Annotated in this window: 16 protein-coding genes and 2 pseudogenes; 9 read left to right on the forward strand and 9 right to left on the reverse strand. The window is 64.2% G+C overall.

The window, feature by feature from the left end; all coding sequences use genetic code 11:
• The first annotated feature begins 256 nt into the window (after positions 1-256).
• Complete coding sequence (lnt, locus tag A5777_RS20000; RefSeq protein ID WP_231894552.1) at positions 257-1,828, forward strand: apolipoprotein N-acyltransferase; 1,572 nt, start codon at positions 257-259, stop codon at positions 1,826-1,828.
• Positions 1,812-2,618, forward strand: a complete 807-nt coding sequence (locus A5777_RS20005) for a polyprenol monophosphomannose synthase (RefSeq protein ID WP_197502427.1) — start codon at positions 1,812-1,814, stop codon at positions 2,616-2,618. The genes lnt and A5777_RS20005 overlap by 17 nt, the downstream gene beginning before the upstream one ends.
• Positions 2,619-2,718: 100 nt before the next feature.
• Here the strand turns inward: A5777_RS20005 and A5777_RS20010 are convergent, their stop codons facing one another.
• Positions 2,719-3,063, reverse strand: coding sequence for an RNA polymerase-binding protein RbpA (locus A5777_RS20010; protein WP_005173696.1), 345 nt, complete (start codon positions 3,061-3,063; stop codon positions 2,719-2,721).
• Positions 3,064-3,206: 143 nt separating this feature from the next.
• On the opposite strand from A5777_RS20010, the gene A5777_RS20015 reads away from it, so the two are divergent.
• Together A5777_RS20015 and A5777_RS20020 are read left to right on the forward strand one after the other, a co-directional pair.
• Positions 3,207-3,566 carry a hypothetical protein gene (locus A5777_RS20015; RefSeq protein WP_197500835.1) on the forward strand — a complete coding sequence of 120 codons (360 nt, stop codon included), beginning with the start codon at positions 3,207-3,209 and terminating at the stop codon, positions 3,564-3,566.
• Positions 3,563-4,648 (forward strand): DUF475 domain-containing protein, encoded by a 1,086-nt coding sequence (locus A5777_RS20020; RefSeq protein WP_064863984.1) that lies wholly within the window; start codon positions 3,563-3,565, stop codon positions 4,646-4,648. Before A5777_RS20015 ends, A5777_RS20020 begins: the two co-directional genes overlap by 4 nt.
• Here the strand turns inward: A5777_RS20020 and A5777_RS20025 are convergent, their stop codons facing one another.
• On the reverse strand, positions 4,649-5,275 hold the full coding sequence (locus tag A5777_RS20025; RefSeq protein ID WP_231895128.1) for a hypothetical protein: 627 nt from the start codon (positions 5,273-5,275) through the stop codon (positions 4,649-4,651).
• 269 nt (positions 5,276-5,544) lie between these two features.
• Between A5777_RS20025 and A5777_RS20030 the strand changes: the two genes are divergently transcribed.
• The 3 genes from A5777_RS20030 to A5777_RS20045 all read left to right on the forward strand — a co-directional run bounded on the left by A5777_RS20030 (position 5,545) and on the right by A5777_RS20045 (position 7,250).
• Positions 5,545-5,766 (forward strand): DUF3263 domain-containing protein, encoded by a 222-nt coding sequence (locus A5777_RS20030; RefSeq protein WP_064863990.1) that lies wholly within the window; start codon positions 5,545-5,547, stop codon positions 5,764-5,766.
• A 393-nt stretch (positions 5,767-6,159) separates the two neighbouring features.
• Positions 6,160-6,870, forward strand: coding sequence for a VOC family protein (locus tag A5777_RS20040; protein WP_231895129.1), 711 nt, complete (start codon positions 6,160-6,162; stop codon positions 6,868-6,870).
• Positions 6,867-7,250 carry a hypothetical protein gene (locus A5777_RS20045; RefSeq protein ID WP_082933767.1) on the forward strand — a complete coding sequence of 128 codons (384 nt, stop codon included), beginning with the start codon at positions 6,867-6,869 and terminating at the stop codon, positions 7,248-7,250. The genes A5777_RS20040 and A5777_RS20045 overlap by 4 nt, the downstream gene beginning before the upstream one ends.
• On the opposite strand, the pseudogene A5777_RS20050 reads toward A5777_RS20045, so the two are convergent.
• From A5777_RS20050 to A5777_RS20065, 4 genes and pseudogenes are all read right to left on the reverse strand, one after another.
• Positions 7,222-8,350, reverse strand: a pseudogene (locus A5777_RS20050) (FAD-dependent oxidoreductase). The gene A5777_RS20045 and the pseudogene A5777_RS20050 sit on opposite strands and share 29 nt — an antisense overlap.
• A 56-nt stretch (positions 8,351-8,406) precedes the next feature.
• Positions 8,407-9,324, reverse strand: coding sequence for a DUF1295 domain-containing protein (locus tag A5777_RS20055; protein ID WP_064863994.1), 918 nt, complete (start codon positions 9,322-9,324; stop codon positions 8,407-8,409).
• Between the two features lie 12 nt (positions 9,325-9,336).
• Positions 9,337-10,605 (reverse strand): esterase/lipase family protein, encoded by a 1,269-nt coding sequence (locus A5777_RS20060; RefSeq protein ID WP_231894649.1) that lies wholly within the window; start codon positions 10,603-10,605, stop codon positions 9,337-9,339.
• A 76-nt stretch (positions 10,606-10,681) separates the two neighbouring features.
• On the reverse strand, positions 10,682-11,752 hold the full coding sequence (locus tag A5777_RS20065) for a hypothetical protein (protein WP_082933768.1): 1,071 nt from the start codon (positions 11,750-11,752) through the stop codon (positions 10,682-10,684).
• An 86-nt stretch (positions 11,753-11,838) separates the two neighbouring features.
• Between A5777_RS20065 and A5777_RS20070 the strand changes: the two genes are divergently transcribed.
• On the forward strand, positions 11,839-12,534 hold the full coding sequence (locus A5777_RS20070) for a TetR/AcrR family transcriptional regulator (RefSeq protein ID WP_064863998.1): 696 nt from the start codon (positions 11,839-11,841) through the stop codon (positions 12,532-12,534).
• A pseudogene (locus A5777_RS20075) lies at positions 12,531-14,896 on the forward strand (ATP-binding cassette domain-containing protein). Before A5777_RS20070 ends, A5777_RS20075 begins: the two are co-directional and overlap by 4 nt.
• Positions 14,897-14,963: 67 nt before the next feature.
• On the opposite strand, the gene A5777_RS20080 reads toward A5777_RS20075, so the two are convergent.
• From A5777_RS20080 to A5777_RS20090, 3 genes are read right to left on the reverse strand one after another with little or no spacing between them, the layout of a single operon-like run.
• On the reverse strand, positions 14,964-17,567 hold the full coding sequence (locus A5777_RS20080; protein WP_064864001.1) for a LuxR C-terminal-related transcriptional regulator: 2,604 nt from the start codon (positions 17,565-17,567) through the stop codon (positions 14,964-14,966).
• Positions 17,568-17,627: 60 nt separating this feature from the next.
• Positions 17,628-18,734: a catalase family protein gene (locus A5777_RS20085; protein WP_064864003.1), complete on the reverse strand. Its 1,107-nt coding sequence runs from the start codon at positions 18,732-18,734 to the stop codon at positions 17,628-17,630.
• 21 nt (positions 18,735-18,755) lie between these two features.
• Entirely contained in the window at positions 18,756-20,558 is a 1,803-nt protein-coding gene (locus tag A5777_RS20090; protein WP_064864005.1) for a peroxidase family protein, read from the reverse strand.
• Positions 20,559-20,729 lie beyond the last annotated feature (171 nt).

The raw sequence follows: 20,729 nt of genomic DNA on the forward strand, positions 1-20,729 counted from the left end.
GGTGAGCGACTCGGTAGACAACGACGCCGTACACAGGAACGCCGTACACAAGAACGCCGTAGACAACAACGCGGTAGATGACAGTTCACTACACGACAAGACGCCAGGCCTAGACGACTCGGTGACCCCAACGGAGTCATCCGCCACCCGGACCGCCACCCCCGAGCGCACCGATCGACGGTGGTCGAGGCTGGCTGGTGCCCGCTGGACCCCACTTCTCGTGCGTGCGGCTCTGGCCGTCGTGGCGGGACTGGCGATGTGGTCGGCGTTCCCACCGCGCAACTGGTGGTTCATGGCCGTCATCTCGATGGGCCTGCTCTTCGTGGCGCTCTCCGGGCCGATCCGCGCCCGCCTCGGCGCTGTCGTCGGATTCATCTACGGACTGGCGTTCTATATCCCGCTGCTGCCGTGGATCGGCGTGTACGTGGGGCCGCTTCCGTGGATCGCCTTGTCCGTCGTGCTCGCGGTGTTCTCGGCACTCTTCGGTGTGTGCGCTGTGTTGACCATGCGACTCCCGTGCCCACCGCTGTGGTTTGCACTGTCGTGGGTCACTATCGAGGCTCTTCGGTCGTCTGTTCCGTTCGGCGGATTCCCTTGGGGGAGAGCAGCATTCAGCCAGGTCGACGGACCGCTCTTACCCCTCGCATCCATCCTGGGTGCGCCGGGCGTCTCAGGCGCCGTCGCATTGCTCGGCGCGGCGGTGGCCTGGCTCATCATCGTCCTCGTCACCCGAGTCGTGACCGGCAGCGGATCCGTGGCACGCGCCGCGGCTTTGGCGGTCGTGTTGGCCCTTGTGGGGCCTATCGCAGCGATCGCCCTGACCCCCGACACACTCGACCGCAACGTCGCGTCGTCGTCGGTTCAGGTGGCTGCGGTCCAGGGGAATGTGCCAAGGCTCGGCCTCGACTTTAACGCTCAGCGCAGGGCTGTCCTCGACAACCACGTTCGGGAGACCATGCGTCTTGCCGACGCCGTGCGTGCGGGAACCGCCGAACAGCCCGATTTCGTGGCGTGGCCAGAGAACGCCTCTGACATCTCGCCGCTCACCAACGCCGACGCCGCGCAAGAGATCACCGACGCATCGATCTCCGTTGGTGCGCCGATCCTCGTCGGGACGCTCGTGATGAACTCCGACGGTCGGCCGACGAACTCCGTCCTGGTGTGGGACGGCGCGAACGGACCCGTCGCCCGCTACGACAAGCACATTGTTCAGCCGTTCGGTGAGTACCTGCCCTGGCGTCCGTTTTTCAGCATGTTTTCGTCGTACGCGTCGATGGCCGGCAACTTCCGTCCCGGAACCGGTCCGTCGGCGATCACCGTCCCCGGACGCTCCGGCAACATCACCGTCGGTGTCTCCACGTGCTGGGAAATCGCTTTCGACAGGTCGGCTCGAGCCGCAGTCGACGACGGCGCCCGCATCCTCTACGTCCCGACGAACAACGCCACCTTCGGCAAAACGGAAATGACCTATCAGCAGCTCGCGATGTCGCAGTTCCGGGCCGTCGAACACGGCCGGGCAGTCGTCGTCGCAGCGACCAGCGGAGTGAGCGCGATCATCGAACCCGACGGATCCATCTCACGTGAGTCGGGCGTGTTCACCCCGGCGGTACTCGCCGATCGCTTACCGTTGCACTCGGCCAAGACCGTCGCGACCGTCCTCGGGGCATGGCCACAGTGGATCATCGTCGTGGTGACGGTGGGTGGGCTTTTGGTCGTCCTGACGCGTCGTTATAGGTTCACTCTCGGGCCTTTTGGGGTCCGCGCCGGTGGCACACCGGTCGCACAGGGTGATGCAAGGGAGTCGGAGGAGCGTGGTGACAACGGGTAGCGGAGATGCGACCAGCCAAGACGAGGGCGGGATTGTCGCATCCGACGGCGCGCGCGCACTGGTCGTCATCCCCACGTACAACGAGCGCGAGAACCTTCCCCGAATTGTGTCGAGGGTGCAGACAGCCATGCCGGGCGTCCACGTGCTGATCGTCGATGATTCCAGTCCCGACGGCACCGGCGACGTAGCCGACGAACTCGCCGAGGGCGACGACGAGGGTCGTATCCATGTGATGCACCGCGTCGAGAAGGACGGCCTCGGCAAGGCCTACCTCGCCGGCTTCGAATGGGGCCTGCACCGCGATTACGCGGTCATCGTCGAGATGGACGCCGACGGCAGCCACGCACCCGAGCAGTTGTACCGCCTGTTCGACGCGGTGAACGACGGAGCCGACCTCGCGATCGGGTCGCGCTATGTTCCCGGCGGCAAGCTCGTGAACTGGCCCAGGTACCGCGAGGTTCTCTCGCGAGGTGCCAACACCTACGCACGTGTGGCACTCGGCACCAACGTGCACGACATCACCGCTGGTTACCGCGCATATCGGCGCAAGGTACTCGAGACCATCGACCTCGATACGGTCGAGTCGGCGGGCTACTGTTTCCAGATCGACCTGGCGTGGCGCACGATCCAGGCCGGCTACGACGTTCGCGAGGTTCCGATCACCTTCACCGAGCGCGAGGTCGGCTCGTCGAAGATGAGCGGTGGCGTGATGGCAGAGGCATTCACCAGCGTCGCACGCTGGGGTATCGAGAACCGCCTGCACAAGATCGGGCTGCACAAGCGAGGCTGATGGCCCCAACGGTGCACAGCGACAACTGAAGCACGAAACACATCAGCCGGGTGGAGTCACATGACTCCACCCGGCTGATGTCTGGTTCAGGACGCGAACGTCAGTTGGTGACTCCGCGACGACGCTGCTTGAGAAGGTCGAGCCGCTCATTGAGCAGCACTTCGAGCTCCTCTTCGCTTCGGCGCTCGAGCAACATGTCCCAGTGCGTGCGCGGAGGCTTGACCTTCTTCTCCTCGGGCTCTGCACCCTCGAGGATCGTGCCTTCCATACCGTTCTTGCACGGCCACTTCGACGGAACCTCGGCGTCGTCGGCGAAGGGGACGTCGAAGATTTCTCCGTTGTCGGTCCGGTACTGGACGATTCGTCGCGGAGCGAGATCGTGATCACGATCGGTCTCATAGCTCACCGCGCCGAGGCGGCTGCCCCGAAGTACTCGATCTGCCATTTGGCGGTGTCCTCTCGTTTCTCGAGCGCTGTCGAACGCTCAACACTCCTATTCTACGCGCCGACCGCGTCACTTCCGCATCACCGGCGACACGCAGCCCCGAGCCGCCGAACAAACCTCGACGATGAGACTTGGGTACGGTCATCAACGTGGAGCACACGACGAGCGGTACAACCCGATCGCGGCGGCGCCCCTACGCATGCGCCTGGTGCGGCCAGTCGATGGTCGACTCCGAGCACGGACGTCGGCGCAAGTATTGCAAGCGGTCGTGCCGTCAACGCGCCTACGAACAAAGAGCGCTCACGGAGGGCACTTCTATTCCCTCCGACGCCGTGATTCTGACTCAGGCAGAGGTGAGCGACTTCGGCGACCGCCTCTTCGCCCTGCGCTGCGCTGCGGAGGATCTCGCGACAGCGGTGGGCGAGAACGCTGACACGAGCACTGTTGCCGAGCTCGCGGCAGAAGTCGTGACGCTCGCCAAGGACGCCGAGCGACTCCGTTGATAGGGCGCATCTTCGGGCTGTCGATCGTCGTCACCGCCCTCGCGCTCGTCGTCGCGTTCTTCTACGGGGGATGGGAGGCGGTGGCCCTCGCCGCGATACTCGGTGTTCTCGAGATCTCGCTGTCCTTCGACAACGCAGTCATCAACGCCACCGTGCTGGAACGGATGAGTGCGTTCTGGCAGCGCATGTTCCTCACCGTTGGCATGATCATCGCCGTTTTCGGGATGCGCCTGCTCTTCCCACTCATGATCGTCTGGGTGACGGCCGGGCTCAATCCTGTCGAAGCGTTCCGGCTTGCGATGAACCCACCGCCCGACGATGCCGACCACTTCGCCGACGGAAGCCCGAGCTACGAAACGATTCTCACCGACGCACACCCGCAGATCGCAGCATTCGGTGGGATGTTCCTGTTCATGCTCTTTCTCAACTTCGTCCTGAGCAATCGCGATCTGACGTGGTTGACGTGGCTGGAGCGTCCGATGTCGAAGATCGGACGGCTCAGTGCCCTCCCGGTCGTCCTCGCCTCCGTGACCCTGGTTCTGGTCGCAGAGTTCCTCGCTTCCGACGCGATCCGCTCGACAGTCCTCATCGCCGGAATTCTCGGCATGGTCACCTACCTCATGGTCGACGGCTTGAGCGCACTTTTCCAGTCCGATCCCGACCTGCACGAGGGTGGTCCGTCCGCCGGAGCGAAAGCGACCGGGAAAGCGGGATTCTTCCTGTTCCTCTATCTCGAAGTCCTCGACGCATCGTTCTCGTTCGATGGCGTCATCGGCGCGTTCGCCATCACCGCGGATCCGATCATCATCGCCTTGGGCCTCGGGTTCATCGGCGCGCTGTTCGTTCGGTCGATCACGATCTACCTGGTCCGCACCGGAACGCTGGCCTCGTATCGCTACCTCGAGCATGGCGCTCACTGGGCTATCGGTGCACTCGCCGTGATCCTGCTGCTCAGCATCGAGTTCCACATCAACGACATCGTGACCGGACTCATCGGTGTGATGTTCATCAGCGCCGCACTGTTCAGCAGCGTGGTAGCGAACCGCCGCGACCAGCAGCGTGCACGTGCCGGCGGTCGCTGACTACTTCTTGTGCTTTTTCTGATCGGCACCGGTCGTCTGATTGAGCTTCGTACCTCGTCGCCGATACATGACGACGAAGATGCTCAGCAGAATCGCGACCAGCACGGCGATGATCACGCCCCAGGCGCTTGCCGCGCGAAATCCCGGTGCCCGCACGTTGAGGATCTGCTTGCCCACGTGTGCTGCATTGTTGTCGCCGAGCTGAATACTCAGTGTCAGCAGATTCGGGATCGCGACCACAACGCCGATCACCACACAGAGGATCGAGACGACGTTCTTCATCCGACCCCTGAACGCCACCGCGAGAACGAGCAACGATATGGGGATAAACGTGCAAACGAACCCGATCGACAGGCCACTGCCCATTCCCCGTCCCATCGAACCGTCGACGTTGCGACCGATCTGCTCTGCCCACCAGCGCGGCAGGAACGCCGCGAGAATGAAATAGATGATCACCGCGATTGCGACGGCGATCGCGACGAAGAGGAACTTCCGTGCTCCCTTGGCGAGTCGCTCGGAGAATGTCGGCTGAGTTTCCGCCGACGTCGAACTGACGGTCACGTCCTTGTCGGGACCCGGTTCGGGTGTCGACGAGACAGAAGCCTTGTTTGCCGAGTGCTCAGCCATGATTCTCAGCATAGGTCGACGACCCTTGGATCCGAGGCGCACTCGAACCTCTGGCGCGTCCGATGACAACTCGTTACCTTGCGGTGGCCCAGAGTTTTTGCGCCGCATGGCCAAATGGGTATCCATCGCGCCGGGCCGAGTGTACAAAGGACGTTAACAGCGGTGGGCTCGCTTTCCAGACCAGGGACGACGGACATTCGCCGGGGCCCGTTCCACATCCACCACATCCAATGATCGACACAGGTCACAGCACAAAGGGTGAGTACTTTATGGATCCGACTCAGCGTCAGATGCTCGACTTCGAGCAGAGCTGGTACGCACTCGGTGGGGGTTCGTCGCGCGAGATCAGCTCGCAGTTCGGACTGTCCGACCGCGACTTCTTCACACAGGTCCAGCACCTGCTGAACGCCGAACCACCGGTTACCCTTTCGAAGGGTCAACTTGCTCGGATGCGCGAGGTGGTCCGCAGCAGGATCTGGATGGCACGCTGAGGTTGACGGCCGCAACGCGGTCGTGGTGTCACGTCCGACGAGAGGAGTTGTGGTGCCGCCGTTCGCCGACGACGAACTCGACGAGTTCTATCGGCGTATCGAGGCGGGCACCGCGCACTCTGGGCACAGGCGCTCGTCGCCCTCTCGGTCGTCCCAGACACGTTCTTCGCAGAGTGGGTCGTCTCCCACGGCGGCCTGTCCGACACCGGAGAAGGACGCCTACCGTGACGTGCACGAGGTCGACGCCGCGGTGACCCGGATCCGTGCGGCCGGACGTTCGGGCCCGACGCTGCGTTCCTATGAATGTGTCTGCGGCTCTTGGCATCTCACTAGCAGGGCAGTGGAGATTCCGGACAAGCGGCGCAGGCGTAAACGCTCGTGACCGTAGTCGAATTGGCTGTTGACGATCTCACCGCGACCATCGACGCATACCGACGTCTTCTCGCGCGCGACGACAGCGCAGACGAGTACGCCACGTCGAACGCGACGCTGCGATTCGACCGCAGTCAGCTCGGGCACCGCGTGTTGTTCGACGTCGCAGACGCGTCGTCGTGGCAGACACTGCTGGAACGACGGGGACTCGACGCCCACCACCGCGAAACCGCAACAATCCACGTCGATGGACTTCCGGTCGGGGTGACCGAGTACCGCAAACCCCGGCCCCACGCGACGCTCAGCGCGGGCGACATCTCCGGCATCGACCATCTCGTGTTCCAGGCTGCCGGCCGTGACCACGCGGTGGCGCTGTTCGGTTCCACTCTCGGCCTCGACTTTCGTCTCGACAGGCACGTCGACGAGGGACTGCGCCAATTGTTCTTCCGCGCAGACGACCTCATCGTCGAAGTCCTTGTCACCCCCAACGGTCTCGAAACGACCGGACGCAACCTGCTGGCCCCGCCGATCGCACTGTGGGGGATCGCTTGGGCGACAACCGATATCGAAGCATCACAGACGCGGCTGGCTAGTGCGGGGTTTACGGTCTCGCAGGTTCGCACCGGCCGCAAACCCGATACCCGGGTGGCAACAGTGCGGTCTCCGGCTCTCGCCACCCGGACCTTGATCATCGAACCTGCTCGATCAGTCACAGCGAAGGAGACGTCGTGAACCAGACGAGCCAGTCCGACGGGCCCAACCGGTTTCAGCGGGTGGCAGGCGCGGTCAACAGGACGGTCGTCCTCCCACTCCTGCGCATCCCCGGACTCGACGGCCTGCTCGGCCGTGCATTCACCACTGTGTCGTACACGGGCCGCAAGTCCGGTAAGCACGTCACCTTTCCGGTGAACTATGTGCGATCGGGCGACACGGTCACGATCGGCGTCGCCATGCCCGACCGAAAGACGTGGTGGCGCAACTTCACCGGCGACGGCGCACCGATCAGCGTGACCCTCGACGGCGAGAACCGGACGGGTCACGCCGTCGCATCGAAGGACAGCAAGGGATCGGTGCGGGTCAGAGTCACTCTCGACCACGACGCTGCGCACTGACAAAGCCCCGCCGCACGCCACCGCTCCGCCGCACGCCACCGTAGATGCCGCGCCGCACGATCAGCGGCTGCAGTACCGTGTCGACGGTCCATCGTGGGAATCGGAAGCGGATTCCGTTGGGGGAGAACACGTCCAACCCGTCGTCGCTGGGCCCGAACACCGACCCCCACCGGTGCTGCGCCGGATGGTATCGGCGAGTCCCGCGGCCGTCGAGGTAGGCGAGGACGTTGCGCGCCACCAGGCGGTCGGCGCGGTTGCGAGCCGAGCCGCGCAGCGGATCGGTGTCGGCGACATCCCCTACGGCGAACACGCCCCGGTATCCGGGCACGCCGAGATCATCGTCGACGCGAACGAACCCGCGGTCCGTCAGCATGTCCGAGGGGAGCCACGTCGTGTTCGGTGATACCCGACCGACCGCCCAGATGATCGCGTCCGCGTCGACTGCCGCTTGTCCGGTGCTCCAGTGGATCGACCCGGCGCCGATGGCTCCGAGCTCGGTATCGGGTGGTAGCACCGCCCGATGTCCGCCCTGTCGGTCGACGCCCGACGACTCCAGTCGTCGTGAGACCTTTCGGCGTGTGCGGTCGTGGTGTCGGGGGAGGGGTAGCTCACCGGGATGGTAGAGAGCGACCTCCTTCTGAGGCCAGCGTCGACGCAGTTGGGCGGCAGAACTGCATGCCGCGGCACCCCCACCGACTATCGCTATGGTCTGAGAGTGCGCCAAGCGCTCGTGCACGCCGTGTAGACCGATGTCGACGTCGTCGCCGTCTTCGAGGACTGGCTGGCGCCAGAATCCGTTGGCGACGCCCGTCGCGATGACGAGCGCGTCGTAGGTGATTGCCTCAACCGTTCCCGACGGCGTGCGCAGGCGCAGCGTTCGACGATCGTGATCGAGGTCGATGATCTCACCATGACGGATGTCCACCGGATCGAGTCGACGCATCCGACCGAACTCGACGCGATAGTCGCGAGCCCACCGCTCCGGGTAGGCGATCCAGCCCGACTTCCTGGCCGCTCACCAGCGCGGGCCGCATCGAGACTCCGACGACGCTGCTGCGGCGGGCGAGGTGCATCGCGGTGAGCACGCCGGAATCGCCCATACCTGCGACGACGACACTCCGCGTCCCCCGGTTGTGGGCGAGCGGCACTGCTGCACTCACCCGGGTCGCCCCGCACCGTCGGCGGTCCGGGAACTGAGCCGGGGAAGCGGCAGAAATTTTGGCACACGCGCGATGACGTCGGCGTAGGCCGGGCGCCGTTCAAGACTGCGCTCTTCCATCATCGGAATGCTCGCCCCGAGGAACATGGCCAACATCGCGCCCGCACCGATCCACAACCACCATGCGTCAGCAGGGGCTGCGGCGATACCGAACAGCAGGATCGACACCCAGAACAAGAACTCGCCGAGGTAGTTCGGGTGCCGCGACCACGCCCAGAGGCCGATGTCGACGGTCTGACCGGGCTCGCTCGACTGGCGGAACAGTCGCAACTGTCGGTCGGCGACCGATTCCAGGGTGATTGCTGCGAGTCCGACGACGAACGCGATGACGCTCAACCACATCAGCCCGGCGTCGGCTCGGGTGAGCGCGACGTACGCCGGGATCATCGCGAGGAAGACTTGCAACGTAGGGATGAGGTGAATGGCGAAGAGGTCGGCGAGGAAGGAGAACTTTCCGGCACGTCCCCGCAGCAGCTCGTAACGCCAATCCTCGTGGACCAGCCCGGGAAACGACCTGACCCAGTTCTCCGTCAGCCGCACGGCCCAGACCACGAGAACGACGCCGAGGAGGGCGCACCGCCACTTCGCTTGGGAGCCACCATGTATGGCATCGCCCTCGACCCACCAGAACAGGGCGAGAAATACCGGGATGACACTCCAGTAGGCGTCGTAGCAACTCGAATTTCCGACCGACCGACTCACCGCGAAGATGACGAGCGTGGCGAGTATGTCGGCAATGAGCGTGTCCGCCCACAGTTGTCCGACGCTAGGTCCCCATGTCAGCCACAGCAGCGCAACCACCAGGGCAACGATGTACGCGGCGGTGATCACCACCAACGACGCTCGTCTCCCCATAGAGGGATGGTGTCAGGCGACGCTCCACTTCGCGGCGTTTTGGCCGCGCCCGGGCGGCAGTGCGCGTCGGGGTCTCAGGTGCTCGAGAAGCCAACGGTAGACAGCGTCGTCGTTGAGCAGGGTGAAATGGCTGGCCCCACCCAGATGCAGCCCGTGGTCGATATCGAATCCGACGCTGCGAGCACGACTTTCACCACGACCGCTGGGCGTCAGAACCAACCCGTCACCGATCAGCCTGCCGAGCGGATGGTTGGGATCGCGCGTCAGCGATGCGGTGACGAACAGGTGCCGCGCGTGCGGTAGCAGCGGTATCGCGGCGGCGGGATTCTGCCGGAAGGCGTCCGGGTCCCGGCCACTCCAGTCGTCGTCGACAAGGGTTCCGTGGAAGAGATCGCGCACGCCCGCGCTGCGTCGTGCGAGAAGGTTTCCGAACGGGGCGGTGACCGAAACGGACCGCAGCGCCCCTGTTGCGAAATGCACGGTACGAGCCAGCGGAGCTCCGAAATGCGGCGTTCCGAGACCGACTGTCTCCGTGACCAATCCGCACCAATAGGCGTTCTCGGTGGCAGCGCTGTGGCATGCACTTCGGATAATCAACCCGCCCATCGAGTGCCCGACGAGGGTCAGTCGCGTCACGGGCACCGGCCACTGGAGCGTCAGATCGTTGAGTAGCACAGCGAGTTCGCGCCCGTTGTCGCTGATATGGCGTCCGGTGTTGAAACGCAGCCGCACCTCGGTCGCGTCGATGTCGGCGGCGAGCCGCTCACCGTAGGTCGGACGACGACCTCTGCACCACGCAAACTCGGACTCCATGAGTCCGTGCAGAAATACGACGACGTGCCCCCTGGCCTCAGGGAAAGCCGCACGGAGCGCTTCGGCCTCGACCGCCACAGTCGCACCACCGACCCGGATCGACATCGGCTGCGCCAACGGCGACCGCTGATCGGCGAGCGAGTCGCCGATGAGTCCATCGAGAACGGCGACAACCTGTGCGCCGCGCGAGCCTTCCGATGGAGAATGGCGCGGCTCGGGGAGCACGGCACCCACCTCAGAAATGGCATCCAGCACGGCGGAGACCGAATTGTAGGTCGTGTCAGCCACCGCGTCGTGAAGCAGATGAGCCGATCGACTCGACGAGCCGCCGAGTCGATCGGTCACCGCGAACACACGATCGGTTACCGCGTGATGCACTTTCGCAACGCCGCGAATGGCGCCGGCGAGTTCACTGCACCCCAGCTGCGCCAGCGCCGCCAGTTCGTTCGGCGCGATGTTGTCGGTCACGACAAACAGAGTACAACTGTTCACTCACTTTCGGGAGCTGTTGCCGCAATCGCATCCCCGACCACGAATCGACTGACTACGCATCGACGGTCTCGCGGTAGCCGAACTCGACGACATCCACATCTGCGACGTGCCGACGCCGCTCGCGCGCGAGTCCCAGGCCGTAGAGGACCAGACCTCCGAGAAGCCAGCAGCCGAGCACGATGAGCGGGTGTGCGATGGCATTGCCGTGGAAGAACACCACATCTCGCAGCAGCGATCCCGTTGCGCCCGGCGGCAGGAGCTGGCCGATCGCACCCCACGGAGTGGGTAGCAGTTCGGGGGCGCTCGAGAGTCCCGACAGTGGGTTCCCCAGGAGGATCAGTGCAATGGCCGCTATGACCAGACCCGCGCCCCCGAGCGCTTCGCGAAGTCCGAGTACCGCAAAGCAGGTGGCCGCGATACCGAGCATGGCCGCCAGCGATGTCAGCCAGTAGTTCCCGTCGAACGTGCCGACCAGGAACTGCAGAATCGCGATCAGCGCGAAGCCACCGACGACCGACACGCCCAGCGCCGCGATCATCCGACCACCCGCCGAGCTGATCACGAGCATGATCACCATCGCACTGATCCAGCCGCCGAGCGCCAGGGGGAGCGCACCGGCCGCCAATCCGGCACCGCGCGGATCCTTGGACGGAAAGCTACGCACGTCGACGACGCGAGTCTGTGCGTGAGTGGCGTCGGCGACCCGTTGTCCCATTGTCTCGATCATCGTTGCCACGGTGGGACTCGCCGCGCTGGCGATCAGCACGGTCAGGTCCGCTCCGGGCTTGACGACCAACGCGCCGTAGATCGCGCGCGTCTCTATCGCGTCGCGCGCGGCCGCCTCGCCGGAGTACGTCGTCACATCGAACGAGTCGCCGGTCAGGCGATCGACCTGACCGATCACCTGCTCAGACCCGACGACCCCGATCGGAACGTGATGGGGGGCCGACCGCGCAGCGGGAAGCGCGAACATCGTGACCATCACCGACAACAGAACCGCGGTGCCGATGACGACGGCCAACACTTTCACGACCGGCGGTGGTCCCTTTTTCGCCTGGACGTGTGCAGCGATGTCGGTGCGGGTCGTCGCACCAGACGTCGTCGTGGGCTCGTCGGCACTCATCGCGCCTCCTTCAAATTAGATACGGTACGTTTCTTAGGAGAGTAGAACGATCGGATAAGATACGCAACGTGTCGAAAGGATTGGGTGTGACCAGACGTCGCCGTGGCACAGAACTCGAAGCAGACATCCTTGAAGCCGTCCGAGCCGAGATCGCCGAACGCGGATACGCCGCGCTCACCTACGAGGGGATCGCGGCCGCCGCCGGAACAAGCAAGACCGTCCTGTATCGACGCTGGGACACGAAGGTCGAGATGGCGATGGCGGCGATGGTCGACGTCGCCCGCGAGGTTCTGACTGTCCCGGACACCGGATCGCTCGCAGGCGACCTACAGGCGATCCTTGCCCGAATGCGGGTGAGGCTGGCCGAGCTGGGCCCCCGGACGATCCGCTCGCTGCTCGCCGACTTGCCCGAGGGTTCCACCAATGCGGTCATCGGACTGATCACCAGCCACGTCGACGACGTGATGGCTCCTGTGCTCGAACGCGCTCGCGCACGTGGCGAACTCGGACCGCACCCGCTTCCGCCCCGCGCCGCAACGCTGCCCTTCGATCTCGCCCGACACGAGATCTTCATCACCGGCGGCATGTCGGAGGAGACCATCGACGAGATCATCTCGGTGTGCGTCGTCCCGCTCTGGACGACGCTGACCAACACTTGCGAGTCCAGTGCTCCCGAGACCAATACTCTCGAGTCCGATACCCCCCAGACCAACACGCATGAGACCAACACGCACGAGACCGACCGCAACATCACGTCGTCGAGAGGGATGACCCAGACATGAGTTCGTCAGCACCGCCGGCCGCCGATCGTCACGACGAGATCCGCGTCGTCGGCGCACGGGTCAACAATCTCAACGACGTGACCGTCGTCCTTCCCAAGCGACGCCTCACCGTCTTCACCGGCGTGTCCGGTTCCGGCAAGAGTTCACTCGTCTTCGGCACGGTGGCCGCCGAGTCGCAAAGATTGATCAACGAGACCTACAGCGCATTCGTTCAGGGATTCTGCCTTCGTTGAATCGGCCGGATGTCGACGTCCTCGACGGACTGACGACCGCAATCATCGTCGACCAGGAGCGTCTCGGTACCGACCCGCGCTCGACTGTCGGAACGGCGACGGACGCGAACGCGATGCTCCGCATCCTCTTCAGCCGACTCGGGACTCCACACATCGGTTCGGCGCAGGCGTTCTCGTTCAACGTCGCTTCTGTCAGTGGCGGGGGCTCCGTCACGACAGAGAAGGCGGGCCGAAAAGTCAAGGAGCAGCGGACTTTCGAGGTCGTCGGCGGAATGTGCCCTCGATGTGAGGGCAGGGGATCGATCTCGGATTTCGACCTGACTGCGCTCTATGACGCCTCCAAGTCCATCAACGAAGGCGCGATCACGATCCCCGGCTACAGCATGGATGGGTGGTACGGGCGCATCTTCCGCGGCTGCGGCTTCTTCGATCCGGACACACCGATCGACAAGTTCACTGCCCGCCAACTCGACGCCCTGCTGTACAAGGAACCGACACGCATCAGGATCGACGGCATCAACGTCACCTACGAGGGCCTCATCACCAAGATCGGAAAGTCGTTCCTGGCCAAGGACAAAGACGCGCTGCAACCCCACATACGGGCATTCGTCGACAGGGCGATCACCTTCTCGATCTGTCCGGACTGCCAGGGGACGCGACTGTCGGAGAAGGCACGAAGTTCGACGATCGGCGGTGTCAGCATCGCCGATGCGTGCGCGATGCAGATCACCGATCTCGCCGACTGGGTCGGCTCGCTCGACGAGCCGACACTCGCACCGCTGCTCGAATCCCTGCGCGCCACGCTCGATTCGTTCGTCGACATCGGTCTCGGATATCTCTCGCTCGACCGCCCGTCCGGGACGCTGTCGGGTGGAGAGGCGCAGCGTACCAAGATGATTCGCCATCTCGGGTCGGCGCTGACCGACATCACCTACGTCTTCGACGAGCCGACGGTCGGGCTGCATCCACACGACATCGACCGTATGAATCGGCTTCTCCTGCAACTGCGGGACAAGGGCAATACGGTGCTGGTCGTCGAACACAAACCCGAGGTCATTGCCATCGCCGACCACATCGTCGACCTCGGACCACGCGCGGGTACCGGCGGCGGCAACGTCGTCTTCGAAGGCTCGGTGGACGGCCTGCGCGCAAGCGACACGCTGACCGGACGCCACCTCGACGACCGCGCCACCCTGAAGACGCAGGTGCGGGAACCCAACGGAGCGTTGGAGATCCGCGCGGCGAGTTCGCATAACCTGAAGGACGTCGACGTCGACTTCCCGCTCGGCGTCCTGTGTGTGGTCACGGGCGTAGCCGGCTCCGGGAAGAGCTCTCTTGTCGACGGATCGCTGTCGGGCCGCGACGACGTGATCACCGTCGATCAATCCGCGATCAAGGGTTCGCGGCGTAGCAGCCCGGCCACGTACACCGGCCTCCTCGAGCCGATCCGAAAGGCATTCGCAAAGGCAAACGGAGTGAAACCTGCGCTGTTCAGCGCGAATTCGGAGGGTGCGTGTCCGAACTGTAAGGGCGCGGGCGTCATCTACACCGATCTCGCGATCATGGCCGGGGTCGCCGTCACCTGCGAGGTGTGCGAGGGCAAGCGATTCCAACCAGAAGTGCTCGACTACTTGTTCGGCGGACGGGACATCTCCGAGGTCCTCCACATGTCGGTCGACGCGGCACTCGAGTTCTTCTCCGCGGGTGAGTCGAAAGTCGCTGCCGCGCAGAAGATCCTGAAGCGGCTCGCCAACGTCGGACTCGGCTACCTGACGATAGGGCAACCGCTCACGACGCTATCCGGCGGAGAACGACAACGGCTCAAACTTGCGACGCACCTCGGCGACAAGGGCGGGATCTTCGTTCTGGACGAGCCGACGTCGGGCCTGCATCTTGCCGACGTCGAGCAACTCCTCGGACTACTCGACAGCCTTGTCGACGGTGGCAGATCGGTGATCGTGATCGAGCATCACCAGGCGGTGATGGCGCATGCCGATTGGATCGTCGACCTCGGTCCCGGCGCCGGTCACGACGGTGGCCGAGTGGTGTTCGAGGGCACCCCGGCCGATCTCGTCTCAGCAGGTTCGACACTCACGGCACAGCATCTCGCCGACTATGTGAAGAACTGAACCCACACGAGCGCGGCGATTCGAAGTCTCAGCATCTCAGCCGCCCCGTACTCACCCGCCCTGTATCTCACCCGACCTGGGCGTCGTTGACGACGCCCGCCAACGAGTCGCGGTCGGCGACGTCGAGCTTGATGCAGGCGCGGTAGATGTGACCCTCGACAGTTCGAACCGAGACGGTCAGGCGTTCGGCGATTTCGCGATTGGTCAGGCCGCGACCGATGAGAACCGCGATCTCGCGCTCCCTAGCCGTGATCGGCAGCGGTCGTGCCGTCGCCCGGATCGCGGGCGTTGTCGCTCCATCGCACGCTTTCGACAACGCGAGGACTCTGGCTGAGCAGGCCGTGGCGTCTCCGCGTCTTTTCGCACGGTCGTACAACTGTGCCGCCTGTGCCGCGGCATCGGCCGCCGACAGCAGGAGTCCGGCATCCTCGAAATCGTGTGAGGCCGCGGCCAATTCATCTGGATCGCTCGCAGCGAGGGCCGCTGCGTGCCGTGCGTAGACGTGGCCCAGGTCTCCCTGAATGAGTGTCGCGAGCTCCGCGAGACGCGGAGCTGTGGTCTTGTCGCCGAAACGAGTCGCGTGGTGAAGGGACTCGGCCTCGAGTGCGAGTTGGCCGGAGTCGTGAGCGATCGCGGCCGCGTCATGCGCGTGGTCGATCGCCGCGCGTTCGGCGCCCTGCGCCGCAGAGATCCAGGCTTGCGCGAGCACCCTCTGCGAGTCGTGGATCGCCAGGTGCGGGCCGCGGTGCTCATCTGCGTCCCGGAGTACCCGTTCGGCTTCGTCGACGTCGTTGAGCGCCGCGTACGCCCGTACCAGAATCAACCGGCCGGGCAGGCGCCACGGGAGTGGTTGTTTGGCGTTGAGAGCGGCCAGTGCCTGTTCGAACTCGCTGATCGCCTCACGAAACGAACCGCTGTACGTCGCCGCAACACCTGCCGCGATCTTGGCGATCGCCCATCCGAGGAACTGACCCGAGGAGGAGAACTGCGTGTACTCGGTGGCGCGGTTTCGCGCCTCCTTGAGGTCGCCGACCATCGTGAGCGCCAGGACGTCGCAGTAACGGACCATGACGCTGATCATCCCGTCCGTCGCCTTCTTCTTCGCACGGGTGCGCTCGGCGTAGGGGGCGTAGTCACGTCCACGCCCGGCGATGGACATGGCCAGCCCCGCACCGAAGGCTGCGAAGTCGATCGCCTGCGAGGGTGCGTTGGAACTTTCGAGGACGTGCTCGGCGAGCGCGATTCCCTCGTCGATCCGGTTCTCGTGGACGGCCATCGCCGCGGCAACCGCGTCGACGACGAGTCGTAACGTCGGATGCTCGACCTTCTCGTTGAGCAGTTCGAGCATGCGATGACTTTCGTCGACGTCGCCGAGCATCCAGAAGATCAGGCTCATGCGCGATACCGCCCACACCACGAGCTCGAACTCGTTGAACGACTCGGGGTCGAACTCGGTGAAGACGGCGTCGGCTTCGACGACCCGCCCCTGCCACATGATCGCGCGGGACAGCAGCTCTCCGGCGGTCAGACTGCCGTCGTGTTCGTAGGCGACGCGGGCCAGACGCTCGCCGAGCGGGAGATTCGCCAGGAAGATCGCATCTTTCGCCGCAGCGATCAGCAGGCTCGTGTCGACGTCGCGATGTGCGTCGACGCTCAACTGTGCGAGCCGGATGCGCTCGGCAGCGGTATCGGTTGCGTGGTCGCGCAACGCGTCGACGAGTTCGGCGCGCAGTCGTCGAGCCGCAATGGTGCTGATACGTCGGCGAACCACGTCACCGTAGAGCGGGTGGGCGAACCGGACATTGGTCGTGTTGCCGTCGCGAGTGGTCTTGATCAGCCCGATGGTCTCGGCCTCGTCGACGGGCTCCTCGCCGACCAGCCCGATCAGGAGGTCGATGTCGATGGGCTCGTAGAGCGACAACACCTTGAGCGCATCGACAACTTGCGGCCCCGCACGGTCGAGACGGTCGTCGAGCAATGCCACCAGGCCGGAGGGAACAGCCGTCGGGCCTCGCAGTTGCCAGACGCCAGACACCTCCGACAACGCATCGGATTCGATAGCGCCCTCGATCATGTTCCGCAGGAACAGCGGATTTCCGCCGGACGAGTCCCAGATGACGTCGGCGCTCAACCCCTCCAACGAGCCGCCGAGGACACGTTCGACCAGTTCAGCGCACTGCTCTTTGGTGAGGTTCTGCAGTTCGAGCCGGTGGAGGTAGCCGTCCTTCCACAGCGAGGTCACCGCATCAGGCACCGGTTCTCCTGTGCGCACCGTCGCGATGATGCGGGCGCTGCGATCAATGGCGATCTGGTGCAGCAGCGTCGCCGAGAGCTGATCGAGCATGTGAGCGTCGTCGATTCCGATGACCGTCCCCGGTTCAGCGACGAGCGTCTCGCGCGCGGAGACCAGCGCCGCGATCGGGTCGCGCGACGCGGTGGGAGCGACCCACGGCGCGAAGGCGCCCAGGGGGATGGCGCGCGACGACTCCGTACACGCCGCCCAGCGGACAGACCTACCGAGAGAATCGGTGACCATCCTGGCGAGCGTGGTCTTGCCGACACCCGCGGGTCCGACCACCACCACTCCACAGCGATCCCCAGATCGCAAGAGCGCGGAGCGGATGAACTGTTGCTCGGCGGGCCGGCCGAGGAGTTGCCAGCGCCCTTCCATGGTTGAGCAGTATAGGGCGATTTGCCAGAAATTGAGTCGTGAAGGTTCGAGTAAGGAAACTCACTCGGGGAGGTCGGCCTCACTCGTCGGCTCGCACATCGGAGCATTGTTCTTCTGATGTCGGAATCGACTCGACGCGTCGTACACGTCGCGTTTGAGGCGATTAATGGATCCGAGCGGGGTATGCGCCTTCAGTCCGCGCCAGGAATTGAACGAGAGGACGTCGTCACCGTATGCGCGTCGCGCAGGCGTGTAGGGATCCTGAGTCAGAAATCTGATCGTCGCAACGGTTCGATGCGGCGACTCTTCTTCTGACCACGGTTGCGTGGCATCGTCAATCGGCATTCGGTCGATATTCGTACACAGTTGCACGCGCAGTTCATATTCAGCCGAGTGCGAGCCGAAGAAATCGACCGTCATGTCCTGAAGCGCGTTCACGCCACGATAGTCAGGCGTCGGCTGGCCTGCCAGCGCGCACACCTCAGCGGACGAGGGCGCGTACAGCATTTTCGCGACATGTTTTCCGTAGCGCAGCGGAGCCGACGTATAGAAGGTGTCGCCGAGAATGTGCGTGTTCTCCTTGATGAAAACCCGCAGGGTCTCCGGAAGCGGATGCCCGATCTTGGTCAGAATCCGGGAGTCGAGCGCCGCCAACAACCGTTCGCCGAACCCGAGGACGGGATCGGAGACACGGGCGAGCAGCACTGCGGTCGGCATACCCTTGATGAGATAGTCCTTCGCATTCGCGAACAAGAACTCTCGATGGGTCACCATGATGAAGTCCTGGGTGACGGCGGTGTCGTCGGGTAATGCGCGCTCGGCGGTCGGATCGACGCCGATGACCTTGATGCCGAGGCCGCGGACGCCTCTCATCTGGTCGGTACGGATGGCTCCCGACGTGCTCGACAAGCGAGCGATGATCGGGTACGTCCGTGGTTCCGCGAACAATCCCTGGGCGAGCTCTTCTGGCAGATCGGCGTGAACTTCGAGTTCACCGCGTAGTACGGCGTGGGTCTTGGCGTGTGCGTCCCGGACGCCGCGCTTGTACTTGGCGTAGGCGTGCTCGTTGTTCGTGTGCAGGATCTGCACCATCTTCGCCACCACTTCCGCCTCGCCAGGCGGGGTGTCCTCCATCTCTGGCTCCCACAACACGTATTCACGGCTCATTGTCAGAGTCCTTTCGGCGCGTCAGGTCGAGGGCCACGGTGCGAATGGGTTGGTGACCTTTGTGAGCACCGGGGTGAGCGTGGGGAAGTGGCGGAGCAGAACAGTGCGCATCGTGTTGTCGCGGATCCACGCCATCCCCGCTTCGGTGTAGACGTCTGGGGTGAAGTCTGTCGTCAGGAATCGATCAGCGGCGATCCTGCGTGATGCCATCAAGATGAAGACGCGAAAAGCGGTGTCGGAGAATCCGAAGCCTCGAGGTTTGCGTTCTGCGTAGAGACCGATCATCAGATCGACGTCGTCGATGTCGGGGTAGATCCGCTCGAGTTGCTTCGCCCACTCGGCATTGTCCGTCAGATCGCTGAAGCTCTTCGCGGGCCGGAGTCGGAAATGTCGCCGGAACTCGTTGTAGCGGGGGACTCCTCGTTCTCTGCTGCGCAGGACGTCAACGGTGGCGAGGTCGATCGCCTCGCCGGTCGGCCGCGCGAGGTCACGTAGAGCGGCCGGGAAGTTGTGAAGGGTCAAAGCCCCGGGAAAGGCCCTGCCGAACGAATACAGCAGATCGTCCATTGACCAATCGGCCATTCGTTCATGCACGTGGTCGGCGAGAAGCTCGTCGAGCCGGTAGGAGCGGCGGGTCTGACCGGTGGCGAGACTGCGCACATCGAGCTGGTCGGGTAACAGCGGATGCATGCGGTAGACCGCGACGAACTCCTCGGTCAACGAGAAGGGAACCCCGTCGAGATCGGTTCTGCCACCTGGGATTCCGAAGAGGATCTCGTTGTCGACGAGTCGACCGAACTTCGTGGTGAAGTTCTCACCGAGTATTCCGTACCAATTCGCATGCATGCCCGTCACGGTTGTGGGGTGCGCGATGATCGCAGGCGTCCAGTCGACGGTGTGTATCTTGGCCATCAACGCCGAGTTGACCAGTCGCGCAACGTTGTACAGCCGATCTTGATCCTTCTCGAGGTCGGGGTATGCGACCGTCAGTCGTCGACATATCGCATTGTGTTCCCTCAGGAACAACGACTGCATCAGCGCGAGTCCCAGCCACGAATTCGCCTTGGGTCCGTTCGCATCCAGCAATTGCTCTGCCGCCAGGGTGGGGAGTCCGTCCTCGGCGAGTTCGATGGTGGCAAGCAGATTGCCCTCGGCATCGTGGTCGCGGATCGCGACCGCGTACTCCTCCGTGTCGCCGTAGATCTGCGACGCGTCCCACCAATGGGTGTCTCGGTTCGCATATGTCGGCGGGACGTCGGCCGGACCGTCGAGGGCGGGCGTGCGTGGAACCCGCATCGGCCGGGAGTGTGGCCACTGGTCGTCGGCGTCGATATCGATGAGCCACGGCTCCGAATCAGGTGGGGTGAGGTGACTCACCCAATCGTGGACCTGAAACTGGATCCACGCGGCCGCAAGCAGATTGAGAGTGTCTGCGGGCTGGAATTCGGTGCGCGCGAGCAGCTTCTCACTGACCACACGCGGGCTCGGTTCATGAAACCTCGCCCCGCGCTCGGGCCAGGTCGCCTCCAGCGGCACGTTACGTCCGAAACGGGCACCGACAGATCCCATATCGGGTTGGGCGAGGTTGTCGAAACGTCCGTCGATCGTGCGTTTGCAGTGGTCAGACGCCTTCAACGGCGGATCAAGCGGCGGGACGGGATCGGGATCGGTGTCGACGAGGTTCAGCGCGCGCAGCTGGCTGCGGATGCCGACCAGCACGGCCAACGCCAGCGGTTTGGGCAAATGCGACCAACCGACCACCCGGTCGACGGTCTCCGCAGTCACAGCCAAGACCCGCTCAACGGTACTTCTCTGATCGACCACCGATTCCTCTTCCGTACCCGTGCCGACTGCCCTGGGAAGATCGTGACCCGATCAGTATCCCCGACGCCCGCCCTGTGGTGCATGCGTACCGCGCTACCTCAGTACGCACACGCTGATTTCGAGTACCCAGGTACTCGTGCAGCCCGCGGATCTTTCACGAAGGCTGGAAGT

Origin of the sequence: Gordonia sp. 852002-10350_SCH5691597 (genome assembly GCF_001665715.1) — a bacterium.
Classification (GTDB): domain Bacteria; phylum Actinomycetota; class Actinomycetes; order Mycobacteriales; family Mycobacteriaceae; genus Gordonia; species Gordonia sputi.

Bases quoted from the DNA above. Each gene is read 5' to 3' on its own strand.
- lnt (WP_231894552.1), top strand. From the start codon at position 257: ATGTGGTCGGCGTTCCCACCGCGCAACTGGTGGTTCATGGCCGTCATC.
- A5777_RS20010 (WP_005173696.1), bottom strand. From the start codon at position 3,063: ATGGCAGATCGAGTACTTCGGGGCAGCCGCCTCGGCGCGGTGAGCTAT.
- A5777_RS20025 (WP_231895128.1), bottom strand. From the start codon at position 5,275: ATGGCTGAGCACTCGGCAAACAAGGCTTCTGTCTCGTCGACACCCGAA.
- A5777_RS20030 (WP_064863990.1), top strand. From the start codon at position 5,545: ATGGATCCGACTCAGCGTCAGATGCTCGACTTCGAGCAGAGCTGGTAC.
- A5777_RS20055 (WP_064863994.1), bottom strand. From the start codon at position 9,324: ATGGGGAGACGAGCGTCGTTGGTGGTGATCACCGCCGCGTACATCGTT.
- A5777_RS20065 (WP_082933768.1), bottom strand. From the start codon at position 11,752: ATGAGTGCCGACGAGCCCACGACGACGTCTGGTGCGACGACCCGCACC.
- A5777_RS20080 (WP_064864001.1), bottom strand. From the start codon at position 17,567: ATGGAAGGGCGCTGGCAACTCCTCGGCCGGCCCGCCGAGCAACAGTTC.
- A5777_RS20085 (WP_064864003.1), bottom strand. From the start codon at position 18,734: ATGAGCCGTGAATACGTGTTGTGGGAGCCAGAGATGGAGGACACCCCG.